This is a genomic window from Mycobacterium sp., from assembly GCF_035274705.1.
In the GTDB taxonomy this organism is placed as follows: domain Bacteria; phylum Actinomycetota; class Actinomycetes; order Mycobacteriales; family Mycobacteriaceae; genus Mycobacterium.
Window position 1 is genome coordinate 58,445 of sequence record NZ_DATENY010000119.1, and the last position, 25,568, is coordinate 84,012.

26 protein-coding genes and 1 pseudogene are annotated in these 25,568 nt (G+C 66.9%); 14 read left to right on the forward strand and 13 right to left on the reverse strand.

What is annotated here, in order from left to right:
* Positions 1-64: 64 nt before the first annotated feature.
* Complete coding sequence (locus VJV41_RS25210; RefSeq protein ID WP_325338377.1) at positions 65-418, forward strand: oxidoreductase; 354 nt, start codon at positions 65-67, stop codon at positions 416-418.
* Positions 419-460: 42 nt separating this feature from the next.
* A complete protein-coding gene (locus VJV41_RS25215) occupies positions 461-2,224 on the forward strand; it encodes an SDR family oxidoreductase (protein WP_325338379.1) in 1,764 nt (587 codons plus the stop codon).
* Here VJV41_RS25215 and VJV41_RS25220 read toward each other — a convergent pair.
* Positions 2,221-3,723 (reverse strand): leucyl aminopeptidase, encoded by a 1,503-nt coding sequence (locus tag VJV41_RS25220; RefSeq protein ID WP_414685054.1) that lies wholly within the window; start codon positions 3,721-3,723, stop codon positions 2,221-2,223. The two genes, VJV41_RS25215 and VJV41_RS25220, sit on opposite strands and share 4 nt — an antisense overlap.
* Before the next feature lie 37 nt (positions 3,724-3,760).
* Between VJV41_RS25220 and gcvT the strand changes: the two genes are divergently transcribed.
* Together gcvT and VJV41_RS25230 are read left to right on the forward strand one after the other, a co-directional pair.
* Entirely contained in the window at positions 3,761-4,855 is a 1,095-nt protein-coding gene (gcvT, locus tag VJV41_RS25225; RefSeq protein ID WP_325338382.1) for a glycine cleavage system aminomethyltransferase GcvT, read from the forward strand.
* A gap of 22 nt (positions 4,856-4,877) precedes the next feature.
* Positions 4,878-5,984: a branched-chain amino acid aminotransferase gene (locus tag VJV41_RS25230; RefSeq protein WP_325338384.1), complete on the forward strand. Its 1,107-nt coding sequence runs from the start codon at positions 4,878-4,880 to the stop codon at positions 5,982-5,984.
* Here VJV41_RS25230 and VJV41_RS25235 read toward each other — a convergent pair.
* Genes VJV41_RS25235 through VJV41_RS25250 form a run of 4 tightly spaced genes read right to left on the reverse strand, consistent with a single transcriptional unit; the run spans position 5,977 to position 8,941 of the window.
* Positions 5,977-6,702, reverse strand: coding sequence for an adenosylcobinamide-GDP ribazoletransferase (locus VJV41_RS25235; protein WP_325338386.1), 726 nt, complete (start codon positions 6,700-6,702; stop codon positions 5,977-5,979). The two genes, VJV41_RS25230 and VJV41_RS25235, sit on opposite strands and share 8 nt — an antisense overlap.
* Positions 6,699-7,739 carry a nicotinate-nucleotide--dimethylbenzimidazole phosphoribosyltransferase gene (cobT, locus tag VJV41_RS25240; RefSeq protein WP_325338388.1) on the reverse strand — a complete coding sequence of 347 codons (1,041 nt, stop codon included), beginning with the start codon at positions 7,737-7,739 and terminating at the stop codon, positions 6,699-6,701. Before cobT ends, VJV41_RS25235 begins: the two co-directional genes overlap by 4 nt.
* A complete protein-coding gene (locus VJV41_RS25245; RefSeq protein WP_325338390.1) occupies positions 7,736-8,269 on the reverse strand; it encodes a bifunctional adenosylcobinamide kinase/adenosylcobinamide-phosphate guanylyltransferase in 534 nt (177 codons plus the stop codon). Before VJV41_RS25245 ends, cobT begins: the two co-directional genes overlap by 4 nt.
* A gap of 6 nt (positions 8,270-8,275) precedes the next feature.
* Positions 8,276-8,941, reverse strand: a complete 666-nt coding sequence (locus VJV41_RS25250) for a DUF3043 domain-containing protein (protein WP_325338392.1) — start codon at positions 8,939-8,941, stop codon at positions 8,276-8,278.
* 23 nt (positions 8,942-8,964) lie between these two features.
* On the opposite strand from VJV41_RS25250, the gene VJV41_RS25255 reads away from it, so the two are divergent.
* Together VJV41_RS25255 and VJV41_RS25260 are read left to right on the forward strand one after the other, a co-directional pair.
* Positions 8,965-10,047 (forward strand): glycerate kinase, encoded by a 1,083-nt coding sequence (locus VJV41_RS25255; RefSeq protein ID WP_325338467.1) that lies wholly within the window; start codon positions 8,965-8,967, stop codon positions 10,045-10,047.
* A gap of 81 nt (positions 10,048-10,128) precedes the next feature.
* The gene (locus VJV41_RS25260) at positions 10,129-10,503 is read left to right on the forward strand and encodes an iron-sulfur cluster assembly accessory protein (RefSeq protein ID WP_325338394.1); all 375 of its coding nucleotides are present in this window, start codon (positions 10,129-10,131) and stop codon (positions 10,501-10,503) included.
* A 28-nt stretch (positions 10,504-10,531) separates the two neighbouring features.
* Here VJV41_RS25260 and VJV41_RS25265 read toward each other — a convergent pair whose 3' ends face one another.
* Positions 10,532-11,197 (reverse strand): hypothetical protein, encoded by a 666-nt coding sequence (locus tag VJV41_RS25265; protein WP_325338396.1) that lies wholly within the window; start codon positions 11,195-11,197, stop codon positions 10,532-10,534.
* A gap of 162 nt (positions 11,198-11,359) precedes the next feature.
* Here VJV41_RS25265 and VJV41_RS25270 point away from each other — a divergent pair, with 162 nt between their 5' ends.
* Positions 11,360-12,334, forward strand: coding sequence for a carbohydrate kinase family protein (locus VJV41_RS25270; protein ID WP_325338398.1), 975 nt, complete (start codon positions 11,360-11,362; stop codon positions 12,332-12,334).
* Here VJV41_RS25270 and asnB read toward each other — a convergent pair.
* A complete protein-coding gene (gene asnB / locus VJV41_RS25275) occupies positions 12,331-14,262 on the reverse strand; it encodes an asparagine synthase (glutamine-hydrolyzing) (RefSeq protein ID WP_325338400.1) in 1,932 nt (643 codons plus the stop codon). The genes VJV41_RS25270 and asnB overlap by 4 nt on opposite strands.
* 105 nt (positions 14,263-14,367) lie before the next feature.
* Between asnB and VJV41_RS25280 the strand changes: the two genes are divergently transcribed.
* The 4 genes from VJV41_RS25280 to VJV41_RS25295 all read left to right on the forward strand — a co-directional run bounded on the left by VJV41_RS25280 (position 14,368) and on the right by VJV41_RS25295 (position 17,495).
* Positions 14,368-15,396, forward strand: a complete 1,029-nt coding sequence (locus tag VJV41_RS25280; protein ID WP_325338402.1) for a cytochrome c oxidase subunit II — start codon at positions 14,368-14,370, stop codon at positions 15,394-15,396.
* 9 nt (positions 15,397-15,405) lie between these two features.
* Complete coding sequence (locus VJV41_RS25285; protein ID WP_325338404.1) at positions 15,406-15,825, forward strand: cytochrome c oxidase subunit 4; 420 nt, start codon at positions 15,406-15,408, stop codon at positions 15,823-15,825.
* 147 nt (positions 15,826-15,972) lie between these two features.
* Positions 15,973-16,797, forward strand: coding sequence for an MmpS family transport accessory protein (locus VJV41_RS25290; RefSeq protein ID WP_325338406.1), 825 nt, complete (start codon positions 15,973-15,975; stop codon positions 16,795-16,797).
* Positions 16,797-17,495 carry a DUF2561 family protein gene (locus tag VJV41_RS25295; protein WP_325338408.1) on the forward strand — a complete coding sequence of 233 codons (699 nt, stop codon included), beginning with the start codon at positions 16,797-16,799 and terminating at the stop codon, positions 17,493-17,495. The genes VJV41_RS25290 and VJV41_RS25295 overlap by 1 nt, the downstream gene beginning before the upstream one ends.
* Before the next feature lie 196 nt (positions 17,496-17,691).
* Here the strand turns inward: VJV41_RS25295 and VJV41_RS25300 are convergent, their stop codons facing one another.
* Positions 17,692-17,856 carry a hypothetical protein gene (locus tag VJV41_RS25300; RefSeq protein ID WP_325338410.1) on the reverse strand — a complete coding sequence of 55 codons (165 nt, stop codon included), beginning with the start codon at positions 17,854-17,856 and terminating at the stop codon, positions 17,692-17,694.
* Here VJV41_RS25300 and VJV41_RS25305 point away from each other — a divergent pair.
* On the forward strand, positions 17,855-18,016 hold the full coding sequence (locus VJV41_RS25305) for a hypothetical protein (RefSeq protein WP_325338412.1): 162 nt from the start codon (positions 17,855-17,857) through the stop codon (positions 18,014-18,016). The genes VJV41_RS25300 and VJV41_RS25305 overlap by 2 nt on opposite strands.
* On the opposite strand, the gene VJV41_RS25310 is transcribed toward VJV41_RS25305, so the two are convergent.
* Genes VJV41_RS25310 through VJV41_RS25325 form a run of 4 tightly spaced genes read right to left on the reverse strand, consistent with a single transcriptional unit; the run spans position 18,013 to position 22,290 of the window.
* A complete protein-coding gene (locus tag VJV41_RS25310) occupies positions 18,013-19,701 on the reverse strand; it encodes a cytochrome bc complex cytochrome b subunit (protein WP_325338414.1) in 1,689 nt (562 codons plus the stop codon). The genes VJV41_RS25305 and VJV41_RS25310 overlap by 4 nt on opposite strands.
* A complete protein-coding gene (locus tag VJV41_RS25315) occupies positions 19,698-20,864 on the reverse strand; it encodes a ubiquinol-cytochrome c reductase iron-sulfur subunit (protein WP_325338416.1) in 1,167 nt (388 codons plus the stop codon). The genes VJV41_RS25310 and VJV41_RS25315 overlap by 4 nt, the downstream gene beginning before the upstream one ends.
* Positions 20,861-21,682 (reverse strand): cytochrome c, encoded by an 822-nt coding sequence (locus VJV41_RS25320; RefSeq protein WP_325338418.1) that lies wholly within the window; start codon positions 21,680-21,682, stop codon positions 20,861-20,863. The genes VJV41_RS25315 and VJV41_RS25320 overlap by 4 nt, the downstream gene beginning before the upstream one ends.
* Positions 21,679-22,290, reverse strand: coding sequence for a heme-copper oxidase subunit III (locus VJV41_RS25325; RefSeq protein WP_325338419.1), 612 nt, complete (start codon positions 22,288-22,290; stop codon positions 21,679-21,681). The genes VJV41_RS25320 and VJV41_RS25325 overlap by 4 nt, the downstream gene beginning before the upstream one ends.
* A 67-nt stretch (positions 22,291-22,357) precedes the next feature.
* Between VJV41_RS25325 and trpD the strand changes: the two genes are divergently transcribed.
* Positions 22,358-23,416: an anthranilate phosphoribosyltransferase gene (trpD, locus tag VJV41_RS25330; protein WP_414685053.1), complete on the forward strand. Its 1,059-nt coding sequence runs from the start codon at positions 22,358-22,360 to the stop codon at positions 23,414-23,416.
* Here trpD and VJV41_RS25335 read toward each other — a convergent pair.
* Positions 23,354-25,252 (reverse strand): annotated as a pseudogene (locus VJV41_RS25335) (DEDD exonuclease domain-containing protein); the annotation flags it as partial. The gene trpD and the pseudogene VJV41_RS25335 overlap by 63 nt on opposite strands.
* Between VJV41_RS25335 and VJV41_RS25340 the strand changes: the two are divergent.
* Entirely contained in the window at positions 25,251-25,454 is a 204-nt protein-coding gene (locus VJV41_RS25340) for a hypothetical protein (RefSeq protein ID WP_325338421.1), read from the forward strand. The pseudogene VJV41_RS25335 and the gene VJV41_RS25340 sit on opposite strands and share 2 nt — an antisense overlap.
* Positions 25,455-25,568: the final 114 nt, after the last annotated feature.

Genomic DNA, 25,568 nt, shown 5'->3' on the forward strand with positions numbered 1-25,568 from the left:
AGACCTGGGGTCTCGCGGCTCTGGCACTATCGAAGGAGGTAGAGCCGGAAGGAGTAGGGCCCAGGTGGGACTGTTCGACAGGTTCCGTGGTCCCCGTAGGACCGGAAACGACGGCCACGATCCGGCGGCCGATCTGCGTTATCTGCGCCAATGGATCACACAACGCACGGGTGTCGAGGCGTTCGTCGAACCGAAAACCACTGTCACCGACGTCACGGTTGTGCTGGTCGCCGCCGACGGCGAATGGACCCGGCGCAGGGCCGGCGGCGATGCCGGCGCACGGCGGCTGTCCGAGCGCCTCAACATCCCGGTCTACGACGTGCAGAAGGTCGGCTACCCGCAACGGATGCGCGACTACGACGCCCGCCGTCGCATCGAACGGCAACGCGCCGCCCGCAAGGAGCTCGAGGAGCGCTGATACGGTACCTGCGGTCCCACTAAATTGTGCGGGAGGTGTGCGATGGCAGCGCAGCGTTTCGTGGACACGGCTGACGGTGTCCGGATCGCGGTCTACGAAGAGGGCAACCCCGACGGGCCCACCTTGATGCTCGTTCACGGCTGGCCCGACTCACATGTGCTGTGGGACGGTGTGGTGCCGCTGCTGGCCGACCGATTCAGGATCGTGCGCTACGACAACCGCGGTGTCGGCAAATCCTCTGTGCCCAAAGCGGTTTCGGCGTACACTATGGACTGCTACGCCGATGACTTCGCCGCCGTGGTCGATGCCGTCGCGCCAGGCGAGGCCGTGCACGTGCTCGCTCACGACTGGGGATCGGCGGGCATGTGGGAGTACCTGTCCCGCCCTAATGCCCGTGACCGCATCGCCTCGTTCACCTCGGTGTCCGGCCCGAGCGGCGATCACATCAACCGCTACATCATGGAAAACCTCAAGCGGCCCTATCGCCCGCGACTGTTCCTGCGTGGGCTGAGCCAGCTGCTGCGCTTCTCGTACATGGGTTTGTTCTCGATACCGGTGCTGCCGCGTCTGCTGGTCCGTGCGGCGTTCGGCGCCGGGTTGATGGATCGCATGCTCAATGTGCGCGACGGCATCCCGGTCGAAAAGATCCATCATTCCGACACCTTCGCCGTCGACGCCGCCAACAGCATGAAGGTGTACGCGGCCAACTACCTGCGGACGACGACCAGCGCCCGCAAGGACCGCTACGTCGACGTGCCGGTGCAGGTCATCGTCAACACCAACGACCCGTATGTGCGGCCGTACATCTATGACGACACCCGCAAATGGGTGCCGCGGTTGTGGCGCCGCGATATCAAAGCCGGGCACTGGTCACCGATGTCGCACCCTCACGTGCTTGCCGCATCGGTCACCGAACTGGTCGACTTCGTCCAGGGCAAGCCGCCCACGCGATCGCTGTTGCGGGCGCAGGTCGGCCGTCCGCGCGAATACTTCGGCGACACACTGGTTTCCGTGACCGGTGCGGGCAGCGGCATCGGTCGCGAGACCGCGCTCGCGTTTGCGCGTGAGGGCGCGGAGGTGGTGATCAGCGACATCGACGAGGCCAGTGTCAAGGAGACCGCCGCGCAGGTCACCGCGCGCGGCGGGGTTGCGCACGCCTACCGGCTCGACGTCGCCGACGCCGACGCCGTCGAGCAATTCGCCGAGCAGATCAGTGCCGCCCACGGCATGCCCGACATCGTGGTCAACAATGCGGGCGTCGGCCACGCAGGGCTGTTCCTCGAGACCCCGCGCGAGGAATTCGACCGTGTACTCGCGATCAACTTTGGCGGAGTCGTCAACTGCTGCAGGTCATTTGGCCGCCGACTCGTCGACCGTGGCACCGGCGGGCACATCGTCAACATTTCGTCGATGGCCGCCTACTCACCGCAGCAGTCGATGAATGCGTACTCCACCAGCAAGGCCGCGGTATTCATGTTCGGTGACTGCCTGCGCGCCGAATTGGATCAGGCCGGGGTTGGGCTCACCACGGTGTGCCCCGGGGTGATCAACACAAACATCGTGCACACCACGAGATTCGACGTGCCTGCCGCAACGCAAGCCAAAGTGGAGGCGCGCCGGGTACAGCTCGAAAAGGCGTTCGCCGCACGCAGATACGGACCTGACAAGGTGGCCAAGGCGATCGTGTCGGCCGTCAAGAAGAACAAGCCGATACGGCCCGTGGCGCCGGAGGCCTATTTCGTCTACGGCGTCGCCCACCTGCTGCCGCAGGCGATGCGCAGTTCCGCGCGCGCCAGAGTGCTCTAGCCGTTCGAGGCGATGTCCTCGAGCACCGCGAACATGGTGCGGGTCGGCACGCCGGTGCCGCCCTTGCCGGTGTAGCCCCACGGACCGCTGGTGTTGTACGCCGGGCCGGCGATGTCGATATGCGCCCACTGCACTCCGTCGGCGACGAACTCGCGCAGGTAGGTGCCGGCGACCAGCATGCCTGCGTAGCGCGAGCCGCTGACGTTGGCCAGGTCCGCCACCGTCGACTTGAGGTCGTCCTTGAGCTCCTCGGGCAGCGGCATCGGCCAGCCGTTCTCGCCGGCCTCTTGCGAACGCTTCGCAACCCGGTCGCGGAACTCGTCACTGCCCATCACGCCGGGCGTGCGTGCGCCGAGCGCCACGGTCTGGGCACCGGTCAATGTCGAGGTTTCGATCAGGTAATCGGGGTTGTCCTCGCACGCCCGCACGATCGCGTCGGCCAGGATCAACCGGCCCTCGGCGTCGGTGTTGAGCACCTCGACCGTGATGCCGCCGTACTGGGTCAGCACGTCGCCGGGCCGCTGTGCGGTCGACGACGGCATGTTTTCGGCCATCGGCACGGTCGCGATCACGTCGATGGGCAACTGCTGCTTGGCCGCAAGCACGACGGTGGCGATCACAGCGGCCGCACCGCCCATGTCGGAGGTCATGTGGTGCATGTTGGCCGCCGGCTTGATAGAGATGCCGCCGGTGTCGAACGTGATGCCCTTGCCGACCAGCGCCACGGTCTTGCCACCGCGCTTCTTGCCGCGGTATGCCAGGCGCACCAGCCGAGGAGGCCGTGATGAGCCCTTGCCCACACCGATCACTCCGCCGTAACCGGCCTTGGCGAGCGCCTTGTCGTCGAGCACCTCGACCTCGAGCCCGGCCTCCTCGCCCAAAGCCTTTGCGCGCTTGGCGAATTCGGCTGGGAACAAGTGGCTGGGCGGTGTGTTGACGAGATCGCGGGCAGTGGCCACCGCGGTCGCGACCGCTGCCGCCCGTGCGGCCGCATCTTTCGTCCGTCCCTTGGTGTCGGCCGCGAGCACCGTGATCGACTGCAGGCCGCTGTCCTTGGGCGCGGTCTTCTCACTGCGGAAATCGGTGAACCGGTACGCGCCGAGAATCAGCCCTTCGACCGTCGCGCCGAGGTCGACCACCGATAACGTCGTCACCACCGACTCGGTCTTGTCCAAAGACCGCGCTGCGACGCCGGCCGCCCGCCGGATCTTGTCGGCGGGCCAGTCGTCGCGCGCTGCACCCAGCCCGACCGTCAACACGCTGGCCACCGGCAGCGACCCGATCACCAGGCGGTTGACCTGTCCTTCGCCCCCCGTCGCGCCGATCGCACGCAGCCCCGATTCGATCTCACCAATCGCGTCGCTGCCGAGGTGCGGCTCGCCGGCCAGCACGGATGGCGACTCGTCACCGTTGACGACGGGAACGATCAGCACCGCGTCGCTGGCGCTCTTCGGCAGCTTCGAGCTGACGGTGACACTGGGGGCTTGATAGCCGGAGATTGCGGGGCTCACGAGCGTCCACCCTAAGGTGTGAACCGTGAGCGAAGTACTGCATGGCCCCCTCGAGGATCGTCATCGTCAACTCGGCGCAAGTTTCGCCGAATTCTCGGGTTGGCTGATGCCCGTCAGCTATGCGGGCACCGTGAGCGAGCACACCGCAACTCGCAACACTGTGGGGCTTTTCGACGTGAGCCACCTCGGCAAGGCGCTCGTGCGAGGATCCGGCGCAGCCGAATACGTCAACTCCGCACTCACCAACGACCTCCGTCGTATCGGCCCGGGCAAGGCTCAATACACGTTGTGCTGCACCGATTCAGGCGGTGTCATTGACGACCTGATCGCCTACTACGTCGGCGATGACGAGATCTTCTTGGTGCCCAACGCCGCGAACACCCCCGCCGTCGTCGCGGCGCTGAAGGAGCGCGCACCCGCTGGCATCACGATCACCGACGAGCACTCTTCGTACGCCGTGCTCGCGGTGCAGGGACCAAAAGCCGCCGACGTGGTCGGCGGTTTAGACCTGCCGACCGACATGGACTACATGGGGTACGCCGACGCCGAATTCAGCGGCGTACCTGTGCGCGTGTGCCGCACCGGCTACACCGGCGAGCACGGATATGAACTCCTGCCGCCGTGGGATGAGGCCGGCGTGGTTTTCGATGCTCTCGTCGACGCGGTCGGCAGCGCGGGGGGCGAACTGGCAGGGTTGGGTGCCCGCGACACGCTGCGCACCGAAATGGGTTATCCCCTGCATGGTCACGAGCTCTCGCTCGACATCTCGCCGCTGCAGGCCCGCTGTGGCTGGGCGATCGGGTGGAAAAAGGACAAGTTCTGGGGCCGCGATGCGCTGCTGGCGGAGAAAGAATCCGGCCCGCGCCGTCTGTTGCGGGGGTTGAAGGCCACCGGCCGCGGCGTGTTGCGGCCCGATCTCACCGTGCTCGAAGGTGACACGCCAGTCGGGGTGACGACGTCGGGAACTTTTTCTCCGACTTTGAAAGTCGGTATCGCACTGGCGCTTCTGGACACCGATAAAGCCATCGCGGACGGGCAGACGGTTTCGGTCGATGTGCGAGGTCGCGGGCTCGAGTGTGAAGTGGTGCCCCCGCCGTTTATCGAGGCAAAAACCCGGTAGCTAGCGGATATACAATCGTTTCATGACTGACGGCCCCCTCGAGTTCACGGTTGAGCGCAACCCGAACGCGGCCAGCGACGAGGTACGGGCGTCGATTCTGTCTGATCCGCCGTTCGGTCAATTCCACACCGACCACATGGTGTCGATCGACTACGTCGCCGGTAAGGGTTGGCACAACGCGCGGGTGATCCCGTACGGCCCGATCGAACTCGACCCGTCGGCGATCGTTTTGCACTACGCGCAAGAGGTGTTCGAGGGGCTCAAGGCCTACCGCTGGGCCGACGGCTCGATCGTCTCGTTCCGGCCGGAAGCCAACGCCAGGCGACTGCGGACATCGGCACGGCGGTTGGCCATCCCCGAGCTGCCGGAAGAGACGTTCATCGAGTCGCTGCGCCAGCTGATCGCCGTCGAAGAGCGGTGGGTGCCGCCGGCAGGCGGCGAGGAGTCGCTCTACATGCGGCCCTTCATATTCGCCACGGAGCCGGGCCTCGGTGTACGCCCCGCGACCGAATACCGCTACCTGATTATCGCGTCTCCCGCGGGGGCGTATTTCAAGGGCGGCATCAAGCCGGTCAGCGTGTGGCTGTCGCATGAATATGTGCGGGCCTGCCCGGGCGGAACCGGTGCAGCGAAGTTCGGCGGCAACTACGCCGCGTCGCTGCTGGCACAGGCGCAGGCCGCCGACAACGACTGCGATCAGGTGGTGTGGCTCGACGCCACCGAGCGCCGCTACGTCGAGGAAATGGGTGGGATGAACCTGTTCTTCGTGTTCGGCAGCGGCGGCACCGCCAGGCTCGTCACACCGGAGCTTTCCGGGTCGATCCTGCCCGGTGTCACGCGAGATTCCTTGCTGCAGTTGGCAACCGACGCCGGATTCGCCGTCGAGGAACGCAAGATCGACGTCGACGAGTGGCAGAAGAAGGTGGCCGCGGGGGAGATCACCGAGGTGTTCGCCTGCGGCACGGCCGCCGTCATCACGCCGGTCGCCAAGGTCCGCCACGCTGACGGTGAGTTCACCATCGCCGACGGCGGACCCGGCGAGATCACGATGGCCTTGCGCGATACATTGACCGGAATCCAGCGAGGAACCTTCGCCGACACGCACGGGTGGATGGCCCGGCTCAGCTGATCGCGAGCCCGACGGCGGCCACCGTCGTTGTCACCTCGACCGCGGCGCCAAGCACGTCGCCCGTGATGCCGCCGAACCGGCGCACACAGTGCGCGACCAGCGCTGCGCCGCACGCCAGCCCGGCGACGACGGCGACGGGCCCCTGCCACAGACGGGTGTCGGCCGGCACCGCCAGCGCGGCCACTGCGGCGACCCATGCCAGCACGATCGCCGCGGGTTGTGTACCCGCCGCTCGCGCGCCCAACGTGCTGCCGGCAGCGGCAGGCACCGACCGCCGGCATGCAGCCACCGCGGCCACCCGGCCCGCGGTCACAGCGACGATCACAGCGACCGCGCTCAGCTGCGCGAATGCGAAGGCCTGCAGCAATATCGCGACGACGACGGCGGCCACCCCGAACGGGCCTGCCGAGCCGTCGCGCATCACCTCCAGCGCCCGCTCCGGCGGCCCGTAACAACCGAGCGCATCGGCGGTATCCGACAAACCGTCGACGTGCAGCCCTCGCGTCGCCACCAGCAGGACCGCGACCGCCAGCACGCCGGCCAACGGACTGCCGTGGCCGAACGCCCACGACGACGCCAAGAGCACCCCCGCGGCCAGTGCGCCGAGTGCGGCGCCAACGAGGGGCAGGGCGGTCATGACGCCCTGGCCGACGCCGGCTGAACTCCTTACCGGAAGGATGGATCCAAACGCGAACGCGCCTGTGACCGAACGGATCACGTGGTGACGCCGGCCTCGTCAAACGTCGCCATCGATGCCAGCGTCGCGATCGCGGCGCGCACGATGGGCAACGCGACGGCGGCGCCGGTGCCCTCGCCGAGCCGCATCCGCATGTCGACGAGCGGCTCGAGTTCGAGCTGCTGCAGCGCCACGGCATGGGCCGGCTCGGTGGAACGATGGCCCGCCTGCCACCACTTCCGCGCACCAGGTGCGAGCGCCTCGGCCACCAGCGCGGCCGCGGTCACGACCACGCCGTCGAGCAGCACCGGCGTGCGTCGTGCCGCGGCCTGCGCGCAGAAGCCAGCCATCGCCGCGAGATCGGCTCCGCCGCAAACCCTCAGCAGCTCAACTGGTTTCGCCGTCAGGCCGCGGGCACGGTAGAGCGCGTCGCGGACAGCGGCCGTCTTGCGCGCCCAAGCCGCGTCGTCGATCCCGGTTCCCCTGCCCACCAGGGCGACGGGTTCGGAATCGGTGAGCGCCGCGATCAAGGTGGTTGCCGCCGTTGTGTTTCCGATTCCCATATCGCCCGCGATCAAGAGGTCCGCGCCGGAATCGACCTCTTCGTCTGCGATTCGCCGACCCGCCTCGACCGCGTTGACCGCCTCGTCGGCGCTCAACGCGTCCTCGACGCCGATGTTGCCGCTGGCCCGCCGGACCTTGTGCGCACCGATCGACGGTGACAGCGGCTCGTCGACGTCGACGGCGATGTCGACGACCCGCACGCTGGCGCCGGCCGCCTCGGCCAGCACGTTGATGGCGGCGCCGCCTGCGTCGAAGTTGGCCACCATCTGTGCGGTGACCTCGGCCGGATACGCGGACACCCCGGCCCTGGTCACCCCGTGGTCACCGGCGAACACCACGACCCGGGCGCGCTCAAACTGTCGCGGGGGACAGACACCCTGACACGCCGATACCCAAACCGACAGGTCCTCGAGCCTGCCCAATGAGCCGGGCGGCTTCGTCAACCGGTTCTGCCGGTCCCGGGCCGCCGCAGCCACCTCGGCGTCGGGCGCCGAGATCGGCGCAAACTCGGTCACGACGCTTCCTTGACGGTCATTGGCTGTCCGGCGATCACCAGCACCACCCTGTCGCAGAGCGCGGCCAGCCGCTGATTGAGGCTGCCGAGCTCGTCGGCGAACCTGCGCCCCGATGCCGTCTGGGGCACCACCGTCAACCCCACCTCGGGGCTTACCAGGGCCAGTGGCGAACCGAAGGAGCTCACCGCGCCGACCAGGTCGTCCACGTCGTCGTCCACCGAGCCACCCGTCCAGGCTGCGCGGCGATCCATCACGGCGGTCAGCCAGCCACCGATATCGTCGACCAGCGTTGCGATTGCGGCGTTGGAGCGCAATTGCGTTGGCACATCGACGGTTTCAACGGTCGTCCAATGCGGTGGGCGCCGCGCCCGGTGTGTCTGGATTCGCGCCGCCCATTCGGTGTCATCGTCGGGTTTCGCGCCGGTGGCGAGGTAGCGCACCTCGCGCCCGTCGCGAGTCGATTCGGCGATAACCGTCTCCGCCCACTGCGATTTACCCGACCGGATACCACCGAGCACCAGCGTGCGCACCGGCGGTCAGACGACCTTGTCGCCGCGATTGACCTGCGGCCGCGGCGCGCGCATCCGGCGCAGCTGCGACGCGCGGCTGGCCGCGTAAAAGCCTAGTTTCCAACCGCTTTCGGTGTTGTCCGGGAACTTCTGGTCCACAAGCTTGTTCGCCTTGCGGCCCACGATGAAGCCGTCGATCACCATCACCAGCACAAGCACCAGCATCGCGGGGGAAAGCAACCGCTGCACCTGGACCGACGGCACCGCGAGCATGATGAAGATCAGGCCCAGCGCGGCCGGCATGAACAGGCCGAGCACGTTGCGCCGCGAATCCACCACGTCGCGGACGAGTCGGCGCACCGGACCCTTGTCACGCGGCAGCAGGTAGGCGTCCTCGCCGGCCATCATCTTTTCGCGGCGGTCGGCCATGTCGGCGCGGCGGGTCAACCGCTCCGCCTTGCGTTCCTCGCGCGAGAGCTTCGGGCCGCCCACTTCCTTGCGCCGGCGGCGCGCCTCGGCGGCAGTCATCGGGGCGGGCGCGACAGGACCACGCTTGCGGGCGGCCTGGCTACGTTTCGGGGTCGGCCTGCCCTTGGGGGCGGTGGTGCCGGTGGCGCTCTCCTGGCCAGCCGCAGTGCTGTCCTCGGACGCCGCCGAGCCCGTGTTGTCTTTCTTGCGGCCCAGCAGATTCACGCCTGTCAGGGTACTTTGCCGTGATGCGGGTACTGATCGCCCCCGACTGCTTCGGCGACAGCCTCACCGCCGTCCAGGCCGCCGAGGCGATCGCCGCCGGCTGGCGCCGCTCCCGCCCGGATGACGAACTGACGCTGGCGCCGCAGTCCGACGGTGGCCCAGGCTTTGTCGGTGTGCTGGCGGCCCGGCTGGGCGAGCTGCACACCCTGCGGGTCACGGGACCGCTGACCGCAGAGGTCTGCGCGCAATGGGTACTAGACCCGGCTCCGCCGGTCACCGCCTACATCGAATGCGCGCAGGCGTGCGGGCTGGCGTTACTCGGTGGGCCGCCGACCGTGCAGACCGCATTCGACGCGCACAGCAGGGGAGTCGGACAGCTGATCGCCGCCGCGGTGCAGGCCGGCGCAGGACGGATCGTGGTCGGGCTCGGCGGCAGCAGCTGCACCGACGGCGGCCGCGGCATGGTCGACGAACTCGCTGCGCACGCGAGGAGCACAACAGGCTCCGGCCTTGGCGCGGCCCGCGCGCTTCTAACCGGTGTCGAGCTGATCGCCGCCACCGACGTCGAGCACCCGCTGCTCGGGCCGATGGGCGCCGCAAGGGTGTTCGGCCCGCAGAAGGGAGCAGATCCGGACACCGTCGTCATCTTGGAGCGGCGTCTGCGGGACTGGGCCGCCGAGCTCGACGCGGCGGCGGGCCGCACAATCAGTGACGACGCCGGCGCAGGAGCTGCCGGCGGCATCGGGGCCGCACTGCTGGCGCTCGGCGGTCGCCGCGAATCCGGGGCGTCGATCATCGCGGAATACACGGGGTTGGCCGACGACGTGGCGGCCGCAGATCTCGTCATCACCGGTGAAGGCCGGTTCGACGACCAGTCCCTGCACGGCAAAGTGGTGAGCGCGATCGCCAAGGGGGCGCGGGCTCGGAACATCCCCGTGCTCGTACTCGCCGGTCAGGTCACGCTCGACGATGCGGCGCTGCGCACGGCGGGCATCGCCGCGGCGCACTCGATCGCCGCGCACGCCGGCTCCGTTCGGCTGGCTATCGACGATGCGGCAAACCAGCTGGTGGGGTTGGCCACTGTGACATCGTCGACCTGGGGATAAGTCGGGAATAGGCCGCAAACAAGGTACCGTTGATGAAGTGGACCGACGGTCTACCCACGAACATGCCACAGGGGAGAAGTAATGACTGTTTCCGACCAGACGGCCCCGCCTTCCGGGGAAGCTACCGCCACCCACGGCGTGACCCTCACCGACGCCGCGGCCGCCAAGGCGAAGGCACTGCTGGACCAGGAGGGTCGCGACGACCTCGCGCTGCGCATCGCCGTCCAGCCGGGCGGATGCGCCGGCCTGCGCTACAACCTCTTCTTCGATGACCGTGCGCTCGACGGCGATCTCTGCGCGGAGTTCGGCGGCGTGGCGCTGACCGTCGACCGGATGAGCGCCCCCTACGTGCAGGGCGCCACGATCGACTTCGTCGACACCATCGAAAAGCAGGGCTTCACCATCGACAACCCCAACGCGACGGGATCGTGCGCCTGCGGCGACTCCTTCAACTGAGTCATCGCCGGGCCGGGTGGCTCCGGCGTCAGTACTGACCGGCCGTTCTCGGCAGATACGAGCAGACCAGCACCTCGTTGTCCTGCGCGAGTAGCTGCGCGACGGCCTGTTGTTCGCCGTCGCCCGACTGACCGCGGGATCCGGGTGCCGGGGCGACCCGCATCGTGAAAAGCACCTGCGCCTGATTGGGCGACCACTGCACCATCTTGTCGATCGAGGTCACCTCGGCCCGGCTGTATTGCTTGCGGAAGGCGTCGCTGCTCAGGCTGGCCAGCGCCAGGTCGGATCGGCGCTCCTTGACCGCGTCGAACAGCCCGCAGAGGGTGTGACGCGCCACGGTTTCGTCGTCACCCTTCGACAGGGCGTCCAAATACTCCTGAATTGCCGCTTTGGCTGACGCATCTGTGAGCACGGTGTGGCCGCCGGATCTGTCGCTGCCGACCGCGAACACAATGGCGGTCACCACAGCGACGACGATAACCACGACCAATGCCACACCGGCGATGAGTTTGGTGCGCCGCTGTTTCGGATATTGCACCGGCGGCGGCAGCATGCCCGGATATGGCGACGGAACATTGGCCGGATACGGCTGCGAGGCATCGTGCGGCGGAAAGGGCTGCTGGGGAAATGATTCGGGGTACATTTGCGGGCCGACCGGTCCGGCGCCGTATTCGGGCGGGTACGGACCTGCCATGTATTTGCTCCCCCGAGGTGTCTGGATGAAATCGCTTGTCTACAGTGGCCGGGCGGGCACTTGTACGCAGGTTAGCGCACGGCCGGGGCAGTGCCCCTGGCAAGAACGTTAGTCTGGATAAGGTTATCTAGGCGACTTAATAAACGAAGGGTGTGACTGTTCGTGACCATTGCGGTGACCGGATCCATTGCGACCGACCATCTCATGCGTTTTCCCGGTCGGTTCTCCGAGCAGCTGCTCGCCGATCACCTGCAAAAGGTGTCGCTGAGCTTCCTCGTCGATGATCTTGTGGTGCATCGCGGTGGCGTCGCCGGCAACATGGCGTTCGCGATCGGCGTGCTCGGCGGCGACGTCGCACTTGTCGGCGCCGCCGGCAGGGACTTCGATGACTACCGGCAGTGGCTGACGTCGCACGGCGTGGACTGCGACAGCGTCCTCATCTCCGACTCGGCGTACACGGCGCGATTCGTCTGCACGACCGATGAAGCCATGGCCCAGATCGCCTCGTTCTACCCCGGCGCGATGTCGGAGGCTCGCAACATCAAGCTTGCTGACGTCGTATCACGAACGGGCACAACAGATTTGGTGATTGTCGGAGCCAACGACCCCGACGCGATGTTCCTGCACACCGAGGAGTGCCGCAAGCTGGGCCTGGCCTTCGCCGCCGACCCTAGCCAGCAGCTGGCCCGGTTGTCCGGCGAGGAGATTCGCAAGCTGATCGACGGCGCGAGCTACCTGTTCACCAACGACTACGAATGGGATCTGCTGCTGCAGAAGTCCGGCTGGTCCGAGGCCGAGGTGATGGGCCAGATCCAGATGCGCATTACGACGTTGGGGGAGAAGGGCGTCGATATCGTCGGCCGCGACGGCACCTTCGTCCATGTCGATGTGGTGCCTGAAACCCACAAGGACGATCCGACCGGCATTGGCGACGCGTTCCGAGCGGGCTTTTTGACCGGCCGCAGCGCAGGGTTGAGCCTCGAGCGGTCCGCACAACTCGCGTCGATGGTCGCCACGCTGGTGCTTGAGGCGCCAGGTCCGCAGGAGTGGACCTGGGACAGGGATGCCGCGGTGAAGCGACTGGGTGACGCGTACGGCGCAGAGGCGGCCGCAGAGATCGCGTCAGCGCTGGCCTAGAGCTGGACCGGGTAGGTCGGCTCGCTGATCTGTGGGGTCACGCTGTGCTCGACGAAGATCGCGTGCCACAGCATGAAAATCAGCACCGTCCACAGTCGGCGGCTGTGATCGCTTGTGCCGCTGCGGTGTTCGTCGAGCATGGCGCGCACCGCGGCAAGATCCACGAAGTCGCCGGCCTGTGAAGCCGCGATCGTCGCATAGGCCCAGTCCATCAGTTCACCCGCCCGCAGCCAGTGCCGGATCGGCACCGGGAAGCCCAGCTTCGGCCGGTTGAGCACGTGCGCGGGAACGATCGGTTCCAGCGCCTTGCGCAGCGCGAATTTGGTCGTGGCCCTGGTGATCTTCTGGTCGGCAGGCAGCCGTGACGCCACCGCGAAGACTTCGGGGTCCAGGAACGGCACCCGCAGTTCGAGCGAATTGGCCATCGTCATCTTGTCGGCCTTGACCAAGATGTCGCCGCGCAGCCAGGTGAACAGGTCGATGTGCTGCATGCGCGCCACTGGGTCCCAACCGTCGGAGGTGGCGTACACCGGCGCGGTGATGTCGGTGTGCGTCCACTCCTCGCGGAAGCCCGGTAGCACCGCCCGCAGTTGGGCGTCGGAAAAGCTGCGCGCATTGCCGTAGTAACGCTCCTCGAGGGTCAACGACCCCCGGTGCAGCAGGCTCTTGCCTCGCATGCCCTCCGGCAGCGGTTTGGACGCCTTGCCCAACGAGCGTCGAACCGGCCGGGGAAGATAGTCGAAAGGCTTGAGCGACAACGGTTCCCGGTAGATGGTGTAGCCGCCGAACAATTCGTCGGCGCCCTCGCCGCTCAACACCACCTTGACGTGCTTGCGGGCCTCACGGGCGATGAAGAACAACGGCACGAGCGCCGGGTCGGCGACGGGTTCGTCTAGATACCAGACGATTTCGGGTAGGGCCGCGACGAACTCGGCCTGATTGACCACCTTCGTCACATGCCGCGCGCCGATCGCCTCGGCCGACGCGACCGCGACGTCGACCTCGGAGAAGCCCTCCCGTTCGAAACCGGTGGTGAAGGTGATCAGTCGCGGGTTGTGGCGCATCGCCAGGGCGGCGATCGCGGTGGAGTCGATGCCTCCGGACAGGAAGGCTCCGACCGTGACGTCGGCGCGCATGTGCTTGGCGACCGAATCCTCGAGCACCGCGGTGATCTCGTCGTAGCGGCTCTGCTCACTGCCATTCACGAACGGCTTCGCGGTGAACCGCGGCGTGAAGTAGCGCGTCACCGCCGGTGGCTTTCCCGGCCGCACGCGCGCGTAGCTGCCCGACTCGAGCCGGCGAATGCCGCGGTGCAACGTCTCCGGCTCGGGCACGTATTGCAGGACCGTGTAGTGCTGCACGGCGCGATCGTCGATGCCTAGATCGATGCCGAGGGTGTCGGCCAGGTCCAGCAGGCACTTTTTCTCGCTGCCGACCGCCGTCCCACCCGATCCGGTCGCCATGAACAGCGGTTTGATGCCGAACGGGTCGCGGGCGCAGAACAACTCACTCTTGACGGTGTCCCACAACGCGAACGCGAACATGCCGCGCAGCCGGGTCAGCGCGTCGGCGCCCCAGTGGTGGTAGGCGGCGATTATCGCCTCGCCGTCGCCGTCGGTACCGAACACGGCACCGTGATCCGCCGAAAGCTCCTGGCGCAGTTCGAGGTAGTTGTAGATCTCGCCGTTGAACACCAGCACGTAGCGGTCGGGCGACTCGGGCGGCCCCCAACGCAGAGGCTGATGGCTGTGCGCGATATCGATGATGGAGAGCCGGTTGAAGCCCAGTACGACACGGTCGTCCGACCAGGTGCCCGGCTCGTCGGGGCCGCGGTGGCGCATGAGGTGCGAGGCCCCCGAAACCGCGTCGACGAGCGACGAGGCGACGTCAGCGGACGGGTCGGTAAGCAGGGCCAGCAGTCCGCACACCGCGCCAGTATGCCTAATCGAAGAGGTGTGTCGAGAGCGGCACCGGGCGGTGGTCTACGCTGCGTAGTATTCGCCTAGCGTTACCGACTTCTAGGAGGCTCCAACGTGACACCGCGCGGGCTTCGGGTGTTGGCGTTGTCAGTCATCCTGGGTGGCACGGCAGTGCTGCTCAGCGGGTGTAGCTGGTCCGAGGTGATCGGCCTTGGCTGGCCCGAAGGCATCACGCCCGAAGCGCATCTCAACCGGGAGCTGTGGATCGGTTCGCTGATCGCCGCGCTAGTGGTCGGCGTGATCGTGTGGGGCCTGATCTTCTGGAGTTCGGCGTTTCACCGGCACAAGAAGGGCGACACCGAGCTGCCGCGGCAGTTCGGCTACAACATGCCGCTGGAGCTCGTGCTCACCGTCACGCCGTTCCTCATCATCTCGGTGCTCTTCTACTTCACCGTGGTGGTGCAGGAGAAGATGCTGCACAAGGACCCCAATCCCGAGGTCGTCATCGATGTGACCGCCTTCCAGTGGAACTGGAAGTTCGGCTACCAGAAGGTCAACTTCGGCGACGGCACATTGACCTACGACGGCGCGGACAACGAGCGCAAAGCGGCCATGGAGTCCAAGCCCGAGGGTGTCGACAAGCATGGCGAGGAGCTGGTCGGCGCGGTGCGCGGGCTCAACCCCGAGGACCGCCGCTACCTGAACTTCGACAAGGTCGAGACACTGGGCAGCTCCACCGAGATCCCGGTACTGGTCCTGCCCGCGGGCAAGCGCATCGAGTTCCAGATCGCCTCCGCCGACGTCATCCACGCGTTCTGGGTGCCGGAGTTCCTGTTCAAGCGCGACGTGATGCCCGATCCCGAGGCCAACCACTCCGACAACATCTTCCAGATCAGCGAGATCAACAAGACCGGCGCGTTCGTCGGCCGCTGCGCGGAGATGTGCGGCACGTATCACTCGATGATGAACTTCGAGGTTCGGGTGGTGGAGCCCAACGACTTCAAGGCCTATCTGCAGCAGCGCAACGCGGGCAAGACCAATGCCGAGGCGCTGCAGGCCATCAACCAGCCGCCGACGGCGATCACGACCCATCCGTTCGACACCCGCCGCGGCGAGGGATCGAACCTTCAGGCGACCAAATAGGAAACGCGCATGCACATCGAAGCCCGGCTGTTCGAGTTCCTGACCGCGTTCTTCGTGCTGTCGGCGGTCGTCTACGCCGTGCTGACCGCGATGTTCCAGTACGGCGGCGTGGAGTGGGTCGGGGTCACCGCGCTGGTGCTGACATCCGGTCTGACGCTGATCACCGGCACCTTCTTCCGGTTCGTGGCCCGTCGCCTCGACACTCGCCCCGAGGACTACGAAGATGCCGAGATCAGCGATGGCGCCGGTGAGCTGGGGTTCTACAGCCCGCACAGCTGGTGGCCGTTGTTCATCGCGCTGTCCGCTTCGGTCACCGCGGTCGGTGTGGCCCTGTGGCTTCCATGGCTGATCGCCGCCGGGGTGTGCTTCGTCCTGTCGACGGCCGCCGGCCTGGTATTCGAGTACTACACCGGGCCCGAGAAACACTAGGTCACAATCGGGACAACAGTTCGCCCGCAAACCGCGGTGTGAGAGTCGCTCACTCGCTCGCTTTGGGTAGTGTGGCCGAGGCGCGGTCGAGCCGCTTATGGCCCAACATGCCGGCGCCAGTGAAGTAGTGGAGAAGGATAGGCGTAAATGAGCGGGCCGAATCCCCCAGGGCCGGATTCTGAGGACCAGCCGGCGGCACCTGAGACCGGCGAGACCGAAATCCACTCGCAGGCGTACTCCGCGCCCGAGTCCGAACAATTCAGCAGCGGTCCGTACGTGCCCGCCGACGCCGGGCTCTACGACTACGACAGCTACGACCCGGCGACCGAGCTGGTCGACCAGGAGACGCCGCCGCGCTGGCCATGGGTCGTGGGGGTGGCAGCAATCATCGCCGCCGTCGCACTTGTGGTGTCCGTGTCGGTGTTGGTCACCCGCTCCGACACCAACAACCTCGCTACCCCGGGCACTTCGACGACCACTGCGCCGCCGGTGCAGGACGAGATCACCACGACCACTCCGCCACCGCAGCCCCCGCCTCCACCGCCGACATCGGAGCCTCCACCGCCACCACCGGAGACTGTGACGGTCACGCAGGAGCCGCCTCCGCCACCGCCCGCGCCCGCACCGTCCACGGAGGCGCCACCGCCGCCGGCGCCCGAGACCACGACGCCTCCGCCACCGCCCACGACGACCCGGTCGGGACCGCGACAGGTCACCTATTCGGTCACCGGCACCAAGGCGCCCGGAGACATCATCACCGTCACCTACATCGACGCGTCGGGTCGCAGCCGCACGCAGCGCAACGTCTACATCCCGTGGTCGCTCACGGTGACACCGATCTCGCAATCGGAGGTCGGCTCGGTGCAGGCGTCCAGCCTGTTTCTCGTAAGCAGGCTCAACTGCTCGATCACGACCAGCGATGGGACAGTGCTGTCGTCGAACACCAACAACGCCGCGCAGACCAGCTGCTGATGCCGTACAACACAGACACTGCGGGCTCGCGGTTCGGCGCGGGTTTGGACACCGGCGAACTCGACCGCATTGACCGCATATTGCTTGCCGCGTGTGCGGCGATCTGGCTCGCCGCATTGGGCGCCGGGGTGGCCGCCACGGTCGCCCTTGTCGACTTGGGCAGCGGGCATGCGCAGTCGTCGTCCGACTCCGAGACGCCCTGGCTGCTCTACACGGTCATCGGCATCTCGGCGGCCGTCATCATCGGCGCGGTGCCGCTGCTGTTGCGGGCACGCCGCGCCTCGCTCGAGGATTCGCCTCCGCCGCCTCGCGCCCCGTTGCGCAACGTCGGGGGCCAGCCGCCACCACCGGTTCGTGGCATCGACGCTCCCACGGAGAAACTGCGGGTTCTCGGCACCGCCGACCCCGTCGGCGCGCGGGCCGGCTACCCGTCACCGCGAGAGGCCATCAGGGCCACGCCGTCTCCGTTGATGACGGCCGTCGACCAGCTCTGGCTGCGCTGCGCGGTGGTTATCGCCTGCGCCATGGGAGTTGCGACAGTCGCCATCGCTGTCGCGACGTATCTGATGGCCGTCGACAGCAACACCGCATCGTGGGTGTTCTACAGCCTGGCGGCGATTGTCACGCTGGCGATGCCCGCGGTCCCATGGTATTTCCTGCGCCAGTTGCGCGAACTCGTGGAGACGCCGGCCGTCTAACCGGCCGACCCCGGCGGCATCGAGATGAAGGCGTCATTGGTCGTCGGCCGGCTGAGCGACGCGTATTGAGGCATCGGTCGGTGGCGGTCCGGTAGAGCCAGGTACGAAGCGACGAACGTCCCTCGAACTTTCCCACGCCCTGCCTGAAGCTCACGGCCGTGCTGTTGCACGCGCCTTTGGGCGCGAGTGGGCCAAGTCATTTCTGACCGGCCGCAACCTGGCACCTGCGGAAGTTGTTGTCGCCGACGTTGTTTCCGCAGGCGGATTCGCCGAAGCGGCAGTCGTCGACGCTCTCGACGAGTCGGCCGTGGACGGGCATTTGCGGTCCGTCATCGATCGGGTCCAAATCGAGGGGAATCATGACTGTCACCACACTCCACGCGCGCACTGGCATCCCGTTCGTGGGAGGCTATGGTCCCGCGAACGCAGCCAAGGAGGCACTCACCCGGGATCAGTCGGATATGGCGAGCGGGATGACGGGATCCACCGTCAACCTCACCATGGGCAGCCTCGACGACTAGTGGTGTCCGTTAACCTCGTCGTTCGACGAGCCGTTGCTCTCCTGGTGTTCGCGTAATGCGGTGAGCGCCTTGCGTTCCGAGGCATGCGCGGCTTCTGTCAGCGCCTCGTGTTCGGAGACGGGGTCGGCGGTGAGGAAGCTGCCGCTGCCGGGTGCGCCGGCCGAGCCGAGCTTGTTCATCCGCTTGGGCACCGCAGCGCCCTGGTATTCCAGCGGGATGGGGTGGCCGTGCTCGTCGACGGGGCCCAGCGGCTGGTGTAGTTCGATGTAGGCGCCGTGGGGGAGGCGTTTGATGATGCCGGTCTCGATGCCGTGTTCGAGCACGGCGCGGTCGCTGCGCTGCAGTCCGACGGCCCACCGGTAGGCGATGTAGTAGACGATCGCCGGTAGCACCACCATGCCGATGCGCGCGATCCACGTTGTGGCGTTCAGCGAGATGTGGAACTTCCACGCGATGATGTCGTTCATCGCGGCCAGCGTCAGCACCATGTAGAAGGCGATCGCCATCGCGCCAATTGCGGTGCGCACCGGCACATCTCGCGGCCGCTGCAACAGGTTGTGGTGCGCCTTGTCGCCGGTGACCTTCTGCTCGATGAACGGATAGGCGATCAGCAACGTGAAGACCAGGCCCATGCCAACGGCGACCCACACCACGGCGGGGATGGTGTGGCCGAACGGGTAGAACTCCCATGCCGGCCAGATACGGGCAAGGCCCTCGGTCCACATCATGTAAAAGTCAGGCTGGCTGCCCGCCGAGACTTGCGACGGCTTGTACGGGCCCAATTGCCAAATCGGGTTGATCTGCAGCAGCCCGCCCATCAGCCCGAGGATGCCGGTGGTCACTGCGAAGAAGGCGCCGGACTTGACGGCGAACACCGGCATGACCCGCACGCCGACGACATTCTTCTCTGTGCGACCAGGACCGGGGAACTGGGTGTGCTTCTGGAACCACACCAGAGCAAGGTGAATCCCGATCAGTGCCAGGATGATTCCCGGGATCAGCAAGATGTGCAGCGAGTACATGCGCGGCAGCATGTAGCCGTCCTGAGAACATTGGTAGCCGACCCCGCCGCACGGGAAGTCGCCGCCGAACAATGCCCAGTGCAGCCACGTGCCGATCACCGGCATGCCCATCGTGATCGAGGACAACGCGGCGCGCAGGCCGATGCCGGACAGCAGGTCGTCGGGTAGTGAGTAGCCGAAGTAGCCCTCGAACATCGACAAGATCAGCAGCAGCGAGCCGATCACCCAGTTGGCTTCGCGGGGACGGCGGAAGGCGCCTGTGAAGAAGATGCGCGCCAGGTGCACCATGATCGCTGCGGAGAACATCAGTGCCGCCCAGTGGTGGACCTGGCGGACGAACAGCCCGCCGCGCACCTCGAAGCTGATGTCCAGTGTGGACGCGAAGGCCTTGGACATCTCGACACCGCGCAACGGCTGATACACGCCGTTGTAGGTGACCTCGGCCATCGACGGGTCGAAGAACAACGTCAGGTACACGCCGGTGAGCAGCAGGACGATGAACGAATACAACGCGATCTCGCCAAGCAGGAACGACCAGTGGGTCGGAAACACCTTGTTCAGCTGCCTGCGCACCGCCGCTGACGGGTGATACCGCGAATCGATCGCATCACCTTGTGCCGCTGCGATTTCAGCCAGATTCGGTTTTGGCAGTGTCGGACTCATGATCGCCGCTCCCAGAATGCCGGTCCGACGGGTTCGATGAAGTCACCGTTGGCGACCAGGTACCCGTCTTGATCAATGGTGATGGGCAGCTGCGCCAAGGCGCGCGCAGCAGGACCGAATATAGGTTTCGCGAAGTGCAAGGCATCGAACTGTGACTGGTGGCAGGGGCAGAGGATGCGATAGCTCTGTTGCTCGTAAAGCGAAGAGGGGCAACCCAAATGCGAGCACACCTTGGTGAACGCGAACAGCTCGCCGAAGTTGAAGCTCTCCTGGCCCTTGCGCTTGACCACCTTGCCCATGTCCGTCGGCCTGATGCGGATCAACATCACCGGGTTGCGCACACCCATCGCGATCTCGCTGAGCCGCTCGTGGGATTCGACGGTCGTGCCATCGCCGTCGGATTCGCGCCACGGGAAGACCGTCTCCATGCCGCCTGCGTCGATGTCCTCCGGGCGCATCTTGACGAACGGCGACTCGCCGGGCAGTCCGGTGGCGCGGGCCATGTAGATAGTCTCGCCCTTGAATCGTGGGGTCCAGCCCGACGTCCACAGCACGGCCTTTTTGCCCTCGGCCGTCGAAACGACCGGCTTCCACGGGTTCTTGATCAGCCCACCGACGAATGCGATGAGCGTGCCGAGGCCGAATGCACCGAGACCGATACCCAGTGACAGGCCAATCAGCTTGCGCCGCTTCAGGGTTGAACCCTCCAGCGCATCGGTGAGGTTGGCGGCGACGGTTTTCCGGTGAACCTCGGGGGAGCTGCCGTCATGGCGCTCCTGGATCGAGATCTCCTCGGGGATGAACTTCTTCTGGAACAGCACCGCGCCGATGCCGATCGCCAGAATCGACAGTCCGAATGTCAATCCGTACAGCGGCGTGGCCAGGTCGTACCAGAAGTGTCCCTCAGTCTCGCCGCCCTTGTACTCCCACGGCCAGAACAAGAAGATCACCAGCAGCGCCAGTCCCGAAAGACCGCCAAGCATAAGCCAATACGCCACCGCGCGTTCTGCCCGCTTCTCGGCCTTGGTGCCGGGAACCGGCCAGCGGTCCTCTTTGAAGACGGTCTCGACGCCGTCGATCCTGCCGCCAAGCTCGACAAGCTCCTCGCGGGACATCGAGGCGAGCTGCTCGTCGGTTGGAGTGTCCTTCACTTCGTCACTCATGCTCGGACTCCGATCCACAACGCCGCGCCGATGACGGCGACGATGCCGATAATCCACATCGCCATGCCCTCAGATGACGGCCCGAAGCCGCCAAGGCCGTAGCCGCCGGGGTCGGGCGCCTGTGTCGCCATCCGGACGTAAGCCACGAGGTCCTTCTTCTCCTCAGGCGAGAGCTGCCGGTCGGAGAACTTCGGCATGTTCTGTGGGCCGGTCAGCATCGCGGTGTAGATCTGGGCGGGCTCGGCTTCCGAGAGGTCGGGCGCGAACTTGCCTGACGACAGGGCGCCACCCTTGCCGGTGAAGTTGTGACACGACGAGCAGTTCAACCGGAACAGGTCACCGCCGCGGGCCACATTGCTGCCCATCAGCCCCTGCTGCTCGATGTGGCCGTTGGCATCGCGGGGAACTGTCGGGCCGCCACCGTTGGCCTGCACATACGCGCCGAGCGCGTCGATTTGCGACTCGTCGAAGATCGGGTCCTTGCGCGGAGCCTGAGCCTCGCCGCGCATCGCCGGCATCCGCCCGGTCGACACCTGGAAGTAGACCGCGGCCTCGCCCACGCCGATCAGGCTGGGCCCGCGGTCCGGCACGCCCTGCAGGTTCGCGCCGTGGCAGGTCACGCACGACGTCTCGAACAGCTGCTTGCCGGTGCGCAGCAGCGCCGAGGCCGACTCGTCGGCGACCGCCACTTGCGGCGACGGTGTCAGGGTGGCCGCCAGGCCACCGGCGACTGCCAGTCCGATCAGCAGCAGCAAAGCTGCCGACAGGCGCCGGCGCAGCCGACGGCGAGACTTGTCGGTCATCGAACCCCTTCTCATCGAACGAAGTAGATCGTGGCGAACAAGGCAATCCACACGATGTCGACGAAGTGCCAGTAATACGAGACGACGATCGCCGCGGTGGCCTGCGCCGGGGTGAACTTGCTCATCGTGGTGCGGGCGAGCAGGAAGATGAACGCGATCAGACCGCCGATGACGTGCAGGCCGTGGAAGCCGGTGGCGAGGTAGAACACTGAGCCGTACGCGCTGCCCGGGATGGTCGTGCCGTGCTGGACCAGGTGGATGTACTCGTAGCCCTGGCCGCCGACGAAGAACGCGCCCATCAGGAACGTGACGAAGTACCACCGTCGCAGCCCGAACACGTCACCGCGCTCGGCGGCGAACACGCCCATCTGGCAGGTGAACGACGACGCGATCAGCACCAGCGTCACCGGCACTGCCTGTACCAGGTTCAGCTCAGTCGGATGGGGCGGCCAATCACCAGCAGCCTGGGCGCGCGCGGTGAAGTACATCGCGAACAATCCAGCAAAGAACATCAGCTCGCTGGAAAGCCAAACGATCGTGCCAACACTGACCATGTTGGGTCGGTTCAGCGAATGTACTCGCGACGTGATTGCGGTTCCCGAGGTCCCTACAGCGCTCGTCACCCCGCAAGTATGACGCTTTGTAGTTGTCGAACTCCACCCGGGTCAGGCAATTCGACATAATCAGCGGGTGACTTCTTCCGACGCTCCGACGTGGCCGCAAGTCCTCGGCCGCCTGACCACAGGTCAGGCACTGGCGCACGGCCAAGCGGCCTGGGCGATGGACCAGATCATGACCGGCACCGCGACGCCCGCCCAGATCGCGGGCTTCGGCGTGTCGATGAAGATGAAGCGGCCAACGTCCGGCGAGGTCACCGAGCTGGCCGACACGATGCTCAAGCATGCGCGCCGGGTGCCCACTGATCAGATCGGCAACGACACCGTCGACGTCGTCGGAACCGGCGGCGACGGCGCCAACACCGTGAACCTGTCCACCATGGCCGCGATCGTGGTGGCCGCCGCGGGTGTGCCGGTGATCAAGCACGGCAACCGCGCCGCGTCGTCGCTGTCGGGTGGCGCCGATACGCTCGAAGCGCTCGGCGTGCGCATCGACCTGGGACCCGACGACGTCGCCCGCAGTGTCGCCGAAGTCGGCATCGGCTTCGCGTTCGCCCCGCAGTTCCACCCGTCATACCGGCACGCCTCCGTTGTGCGCAGGGAGATCGGCGTGCCGACGGTGTTCAATCTGCTTGGGCCACTGACGAATCCGGCCGCACCGCGTGCCGGCCTGATCGGCTGTGCATGGGCTGAGCTGGCCGAGGTGATGGCGGGGGTGTTCGCGACCCGCCGCTCCAGCGTGCTCGTCGTGCACGGAGACGACGGCCTCGACGAGCTGACGACCACCACGACGAGCACGATCTGGCGGGTGCAAGCGGGCACCGTGGAACGGCTGACCTTCGACCCCGCGGCGTTCGGCTTCAAACGCGCCGAGATCTCGGAGCTGGTGGGTGGCGACGCGGAATCCAATGCCGCAGAGGTGCGTTCGGTGCTCGGCGGCTCCAAGGGTGCCGTGCGCGACGCGGTCGTGCTCAACGCGGCCGGCGCGTTGGTAGCCCACGCCGGGCTAGCCAGCGACGCCAAATGGGTGCCGGCCTGGGAGTCGGGTCTGGCCAGGGCCGCCGAGGCGATCGACACCGGGGCGGCCGAACAACTGCTCGCGCGTTGGGTGCGGTTCACGCAAAAGGCCTGAGAGGTCTGTCCTCTTGATTTGCTCGGCGGCCAGCCGCGCGGACCGCGCCGACGCGGCCCACGCCGCCCAACGTCCCGCCGATCCCACCGGCGAGGCGTAACCGGGTTCCGCCCGCACGATGCGCACGCCGGGGTGGGCGAGCCAGCGCGCGATCAGCGCGGTCTCCTCGACGAGCGCACCGCCGAGTGGCGCGTCCGTAGGCAGAATCGCCTGTGCGCCAGCGCAAATCGCGTCGATGACAGGCATCGGTGGAACGCCACGATGGGCGGTGCCCGCCGCCGCCAGCTGGCCGTGCCGGATCACCGCGAGGTGCCACCCGCCGCTGCCGTCCGAGCGCGCGGCCACCATTTCGGTGACGGCGCTCAGCGCTCGTAGCCGTTGACCGCGCCACAGCACGTCGATCGCCGCGGCGGCGTGATCTCGCAATCGGGCGGCGGTCTCGTAGCGGTTGCGGTCGGCGAGGTCGGTGACCTGCGCCAGCACCCCGGTCAGCGGACGGCCGTCGCGGCCGTCGATCAGCTCGACGGCGTGGTGCGGGGTGGTGGCGTAGTCGGCGGCGGTGATGTTCTGCCCCGCGGGACATGGTGACAGTTCACGTTCGGGGCAGGTGTGCAGTGTCGATCGGCCCAGTCGCTTGGTGCACGTTCGCACTCCGGTGAACCGGGCCAGCAGCGCGGCGGTTTCAGCGGCGTCGGCGCGGGATCGGAACGGACCGACGGCCGTTTCGTGTTTGGGTGCGCGCACGATCGAGAACCGCGGGAACGCTTCGTCGGTCAGCACGACCCACCACCATCGGTGTGGAAACTTCGAGCGACGGTTGTATGGCGGCGCATGCGCGGCGAGCAGCCGGAGCTCGCGCACGCCCGCCTCGAGGTCGTGTGCGCATTCGACGTGGTCGACGGCGGTGGCCAGCGTCGCCATCTCCTTGATGCGGGTGCGCGGGTCGGCGCCGTTGAAGTATTGCCCGACACGCCTGCGCAGATCGACCGCGGTGCCCACATACAGCACCTCGGCCGACGGCCCCCGGAACAGGTAGACGCCGGGGCGATGCGGCAGAGCGTGGGCGAGGTGGCGCTTGCGGCGCTGGGCCGGCGTCACGTCAGGCAGGTAGGCCCGCAGATCGGTGTAGGTGTGCACGCCCTGATTGCCCACCCGCTCGATCAGCCCGTGCAGCACGTCGACGGTGGCGCGGGCATCGTCTAGCGCCCGGTGCGTGGGCGTGGTGGCGGCGCCGAACAGCCGTGCCAGCGCGGCCAGCCGCACGCTCGGGGCCTCGTCGCGGGTGAGTACTCGGCGGGCGAGGCGCACGGTGCACAGCACTGGCGGTCGCGGCCACGCGATCTGACAACGTTCGGCGGCTGCGCGCAGGAATCCGATGTCGAAGCCGGCGTTGTGCGCGACGAGCACGGCGCCGCGGGCGAATTCCAGGAACGCCGGCAGCACCGAGTCGATGGTGGGGGCGTTGTACACCATCGCCGTCGTGATTCCGGTGAGCGCGACGATCTGCGGGGGGATGCTGCGCCCGGGGTCGACGAGCGTGGCCAGCTCACCGAGCACCGCGCCGCCGCGCACCTTCACCGCGCCGATTTCGGTGATCGCGTCGGGGCCCTCGCCGGTGGCGCGCCCGCCGGTGGTCTCCAGGTCCACGACGACGAAGGTGGTTTCGCGTAGGGAAACATCTGTGTCAAAGGCCAATGGCTCGACATCCGCGAAGCTCAGCTGCCCCATGCGCTGAAGGTAGGCAGCCCCACCGACAGGTGCTGGTTGCCACGCGGGGAAATTGTCGGTCCCTCTCGATACCGTGCGGGCAACACCGATCGAGAGGAACAGCCACATGGGCACGGTGAAGATCGATTGCGACGACTGCGCGGTGCGCGGTCCGGGATGCCAGGACTGTGTCGTCAGTGTGTTGCTCGGGGTGCCCGAGACGTTGCACGACGACGAGCGCCGGGCGCTCGAGGTGCTCGCCGATGTCGGCCTGGCGCCGCGACTACGGTTGGTACCGATTCGCCGGCACGGTGATTCCGGAGTTGCCTAGAGCGACACGCGCTTTGACGTAGCCGTTGATAACGATCTCTGAGGCGGCTGTTAAATTTGCGTCCTCTGTTGGACAAGGCCGATGCCGTTTCGTAACCTATCTGAGACCTAAGAG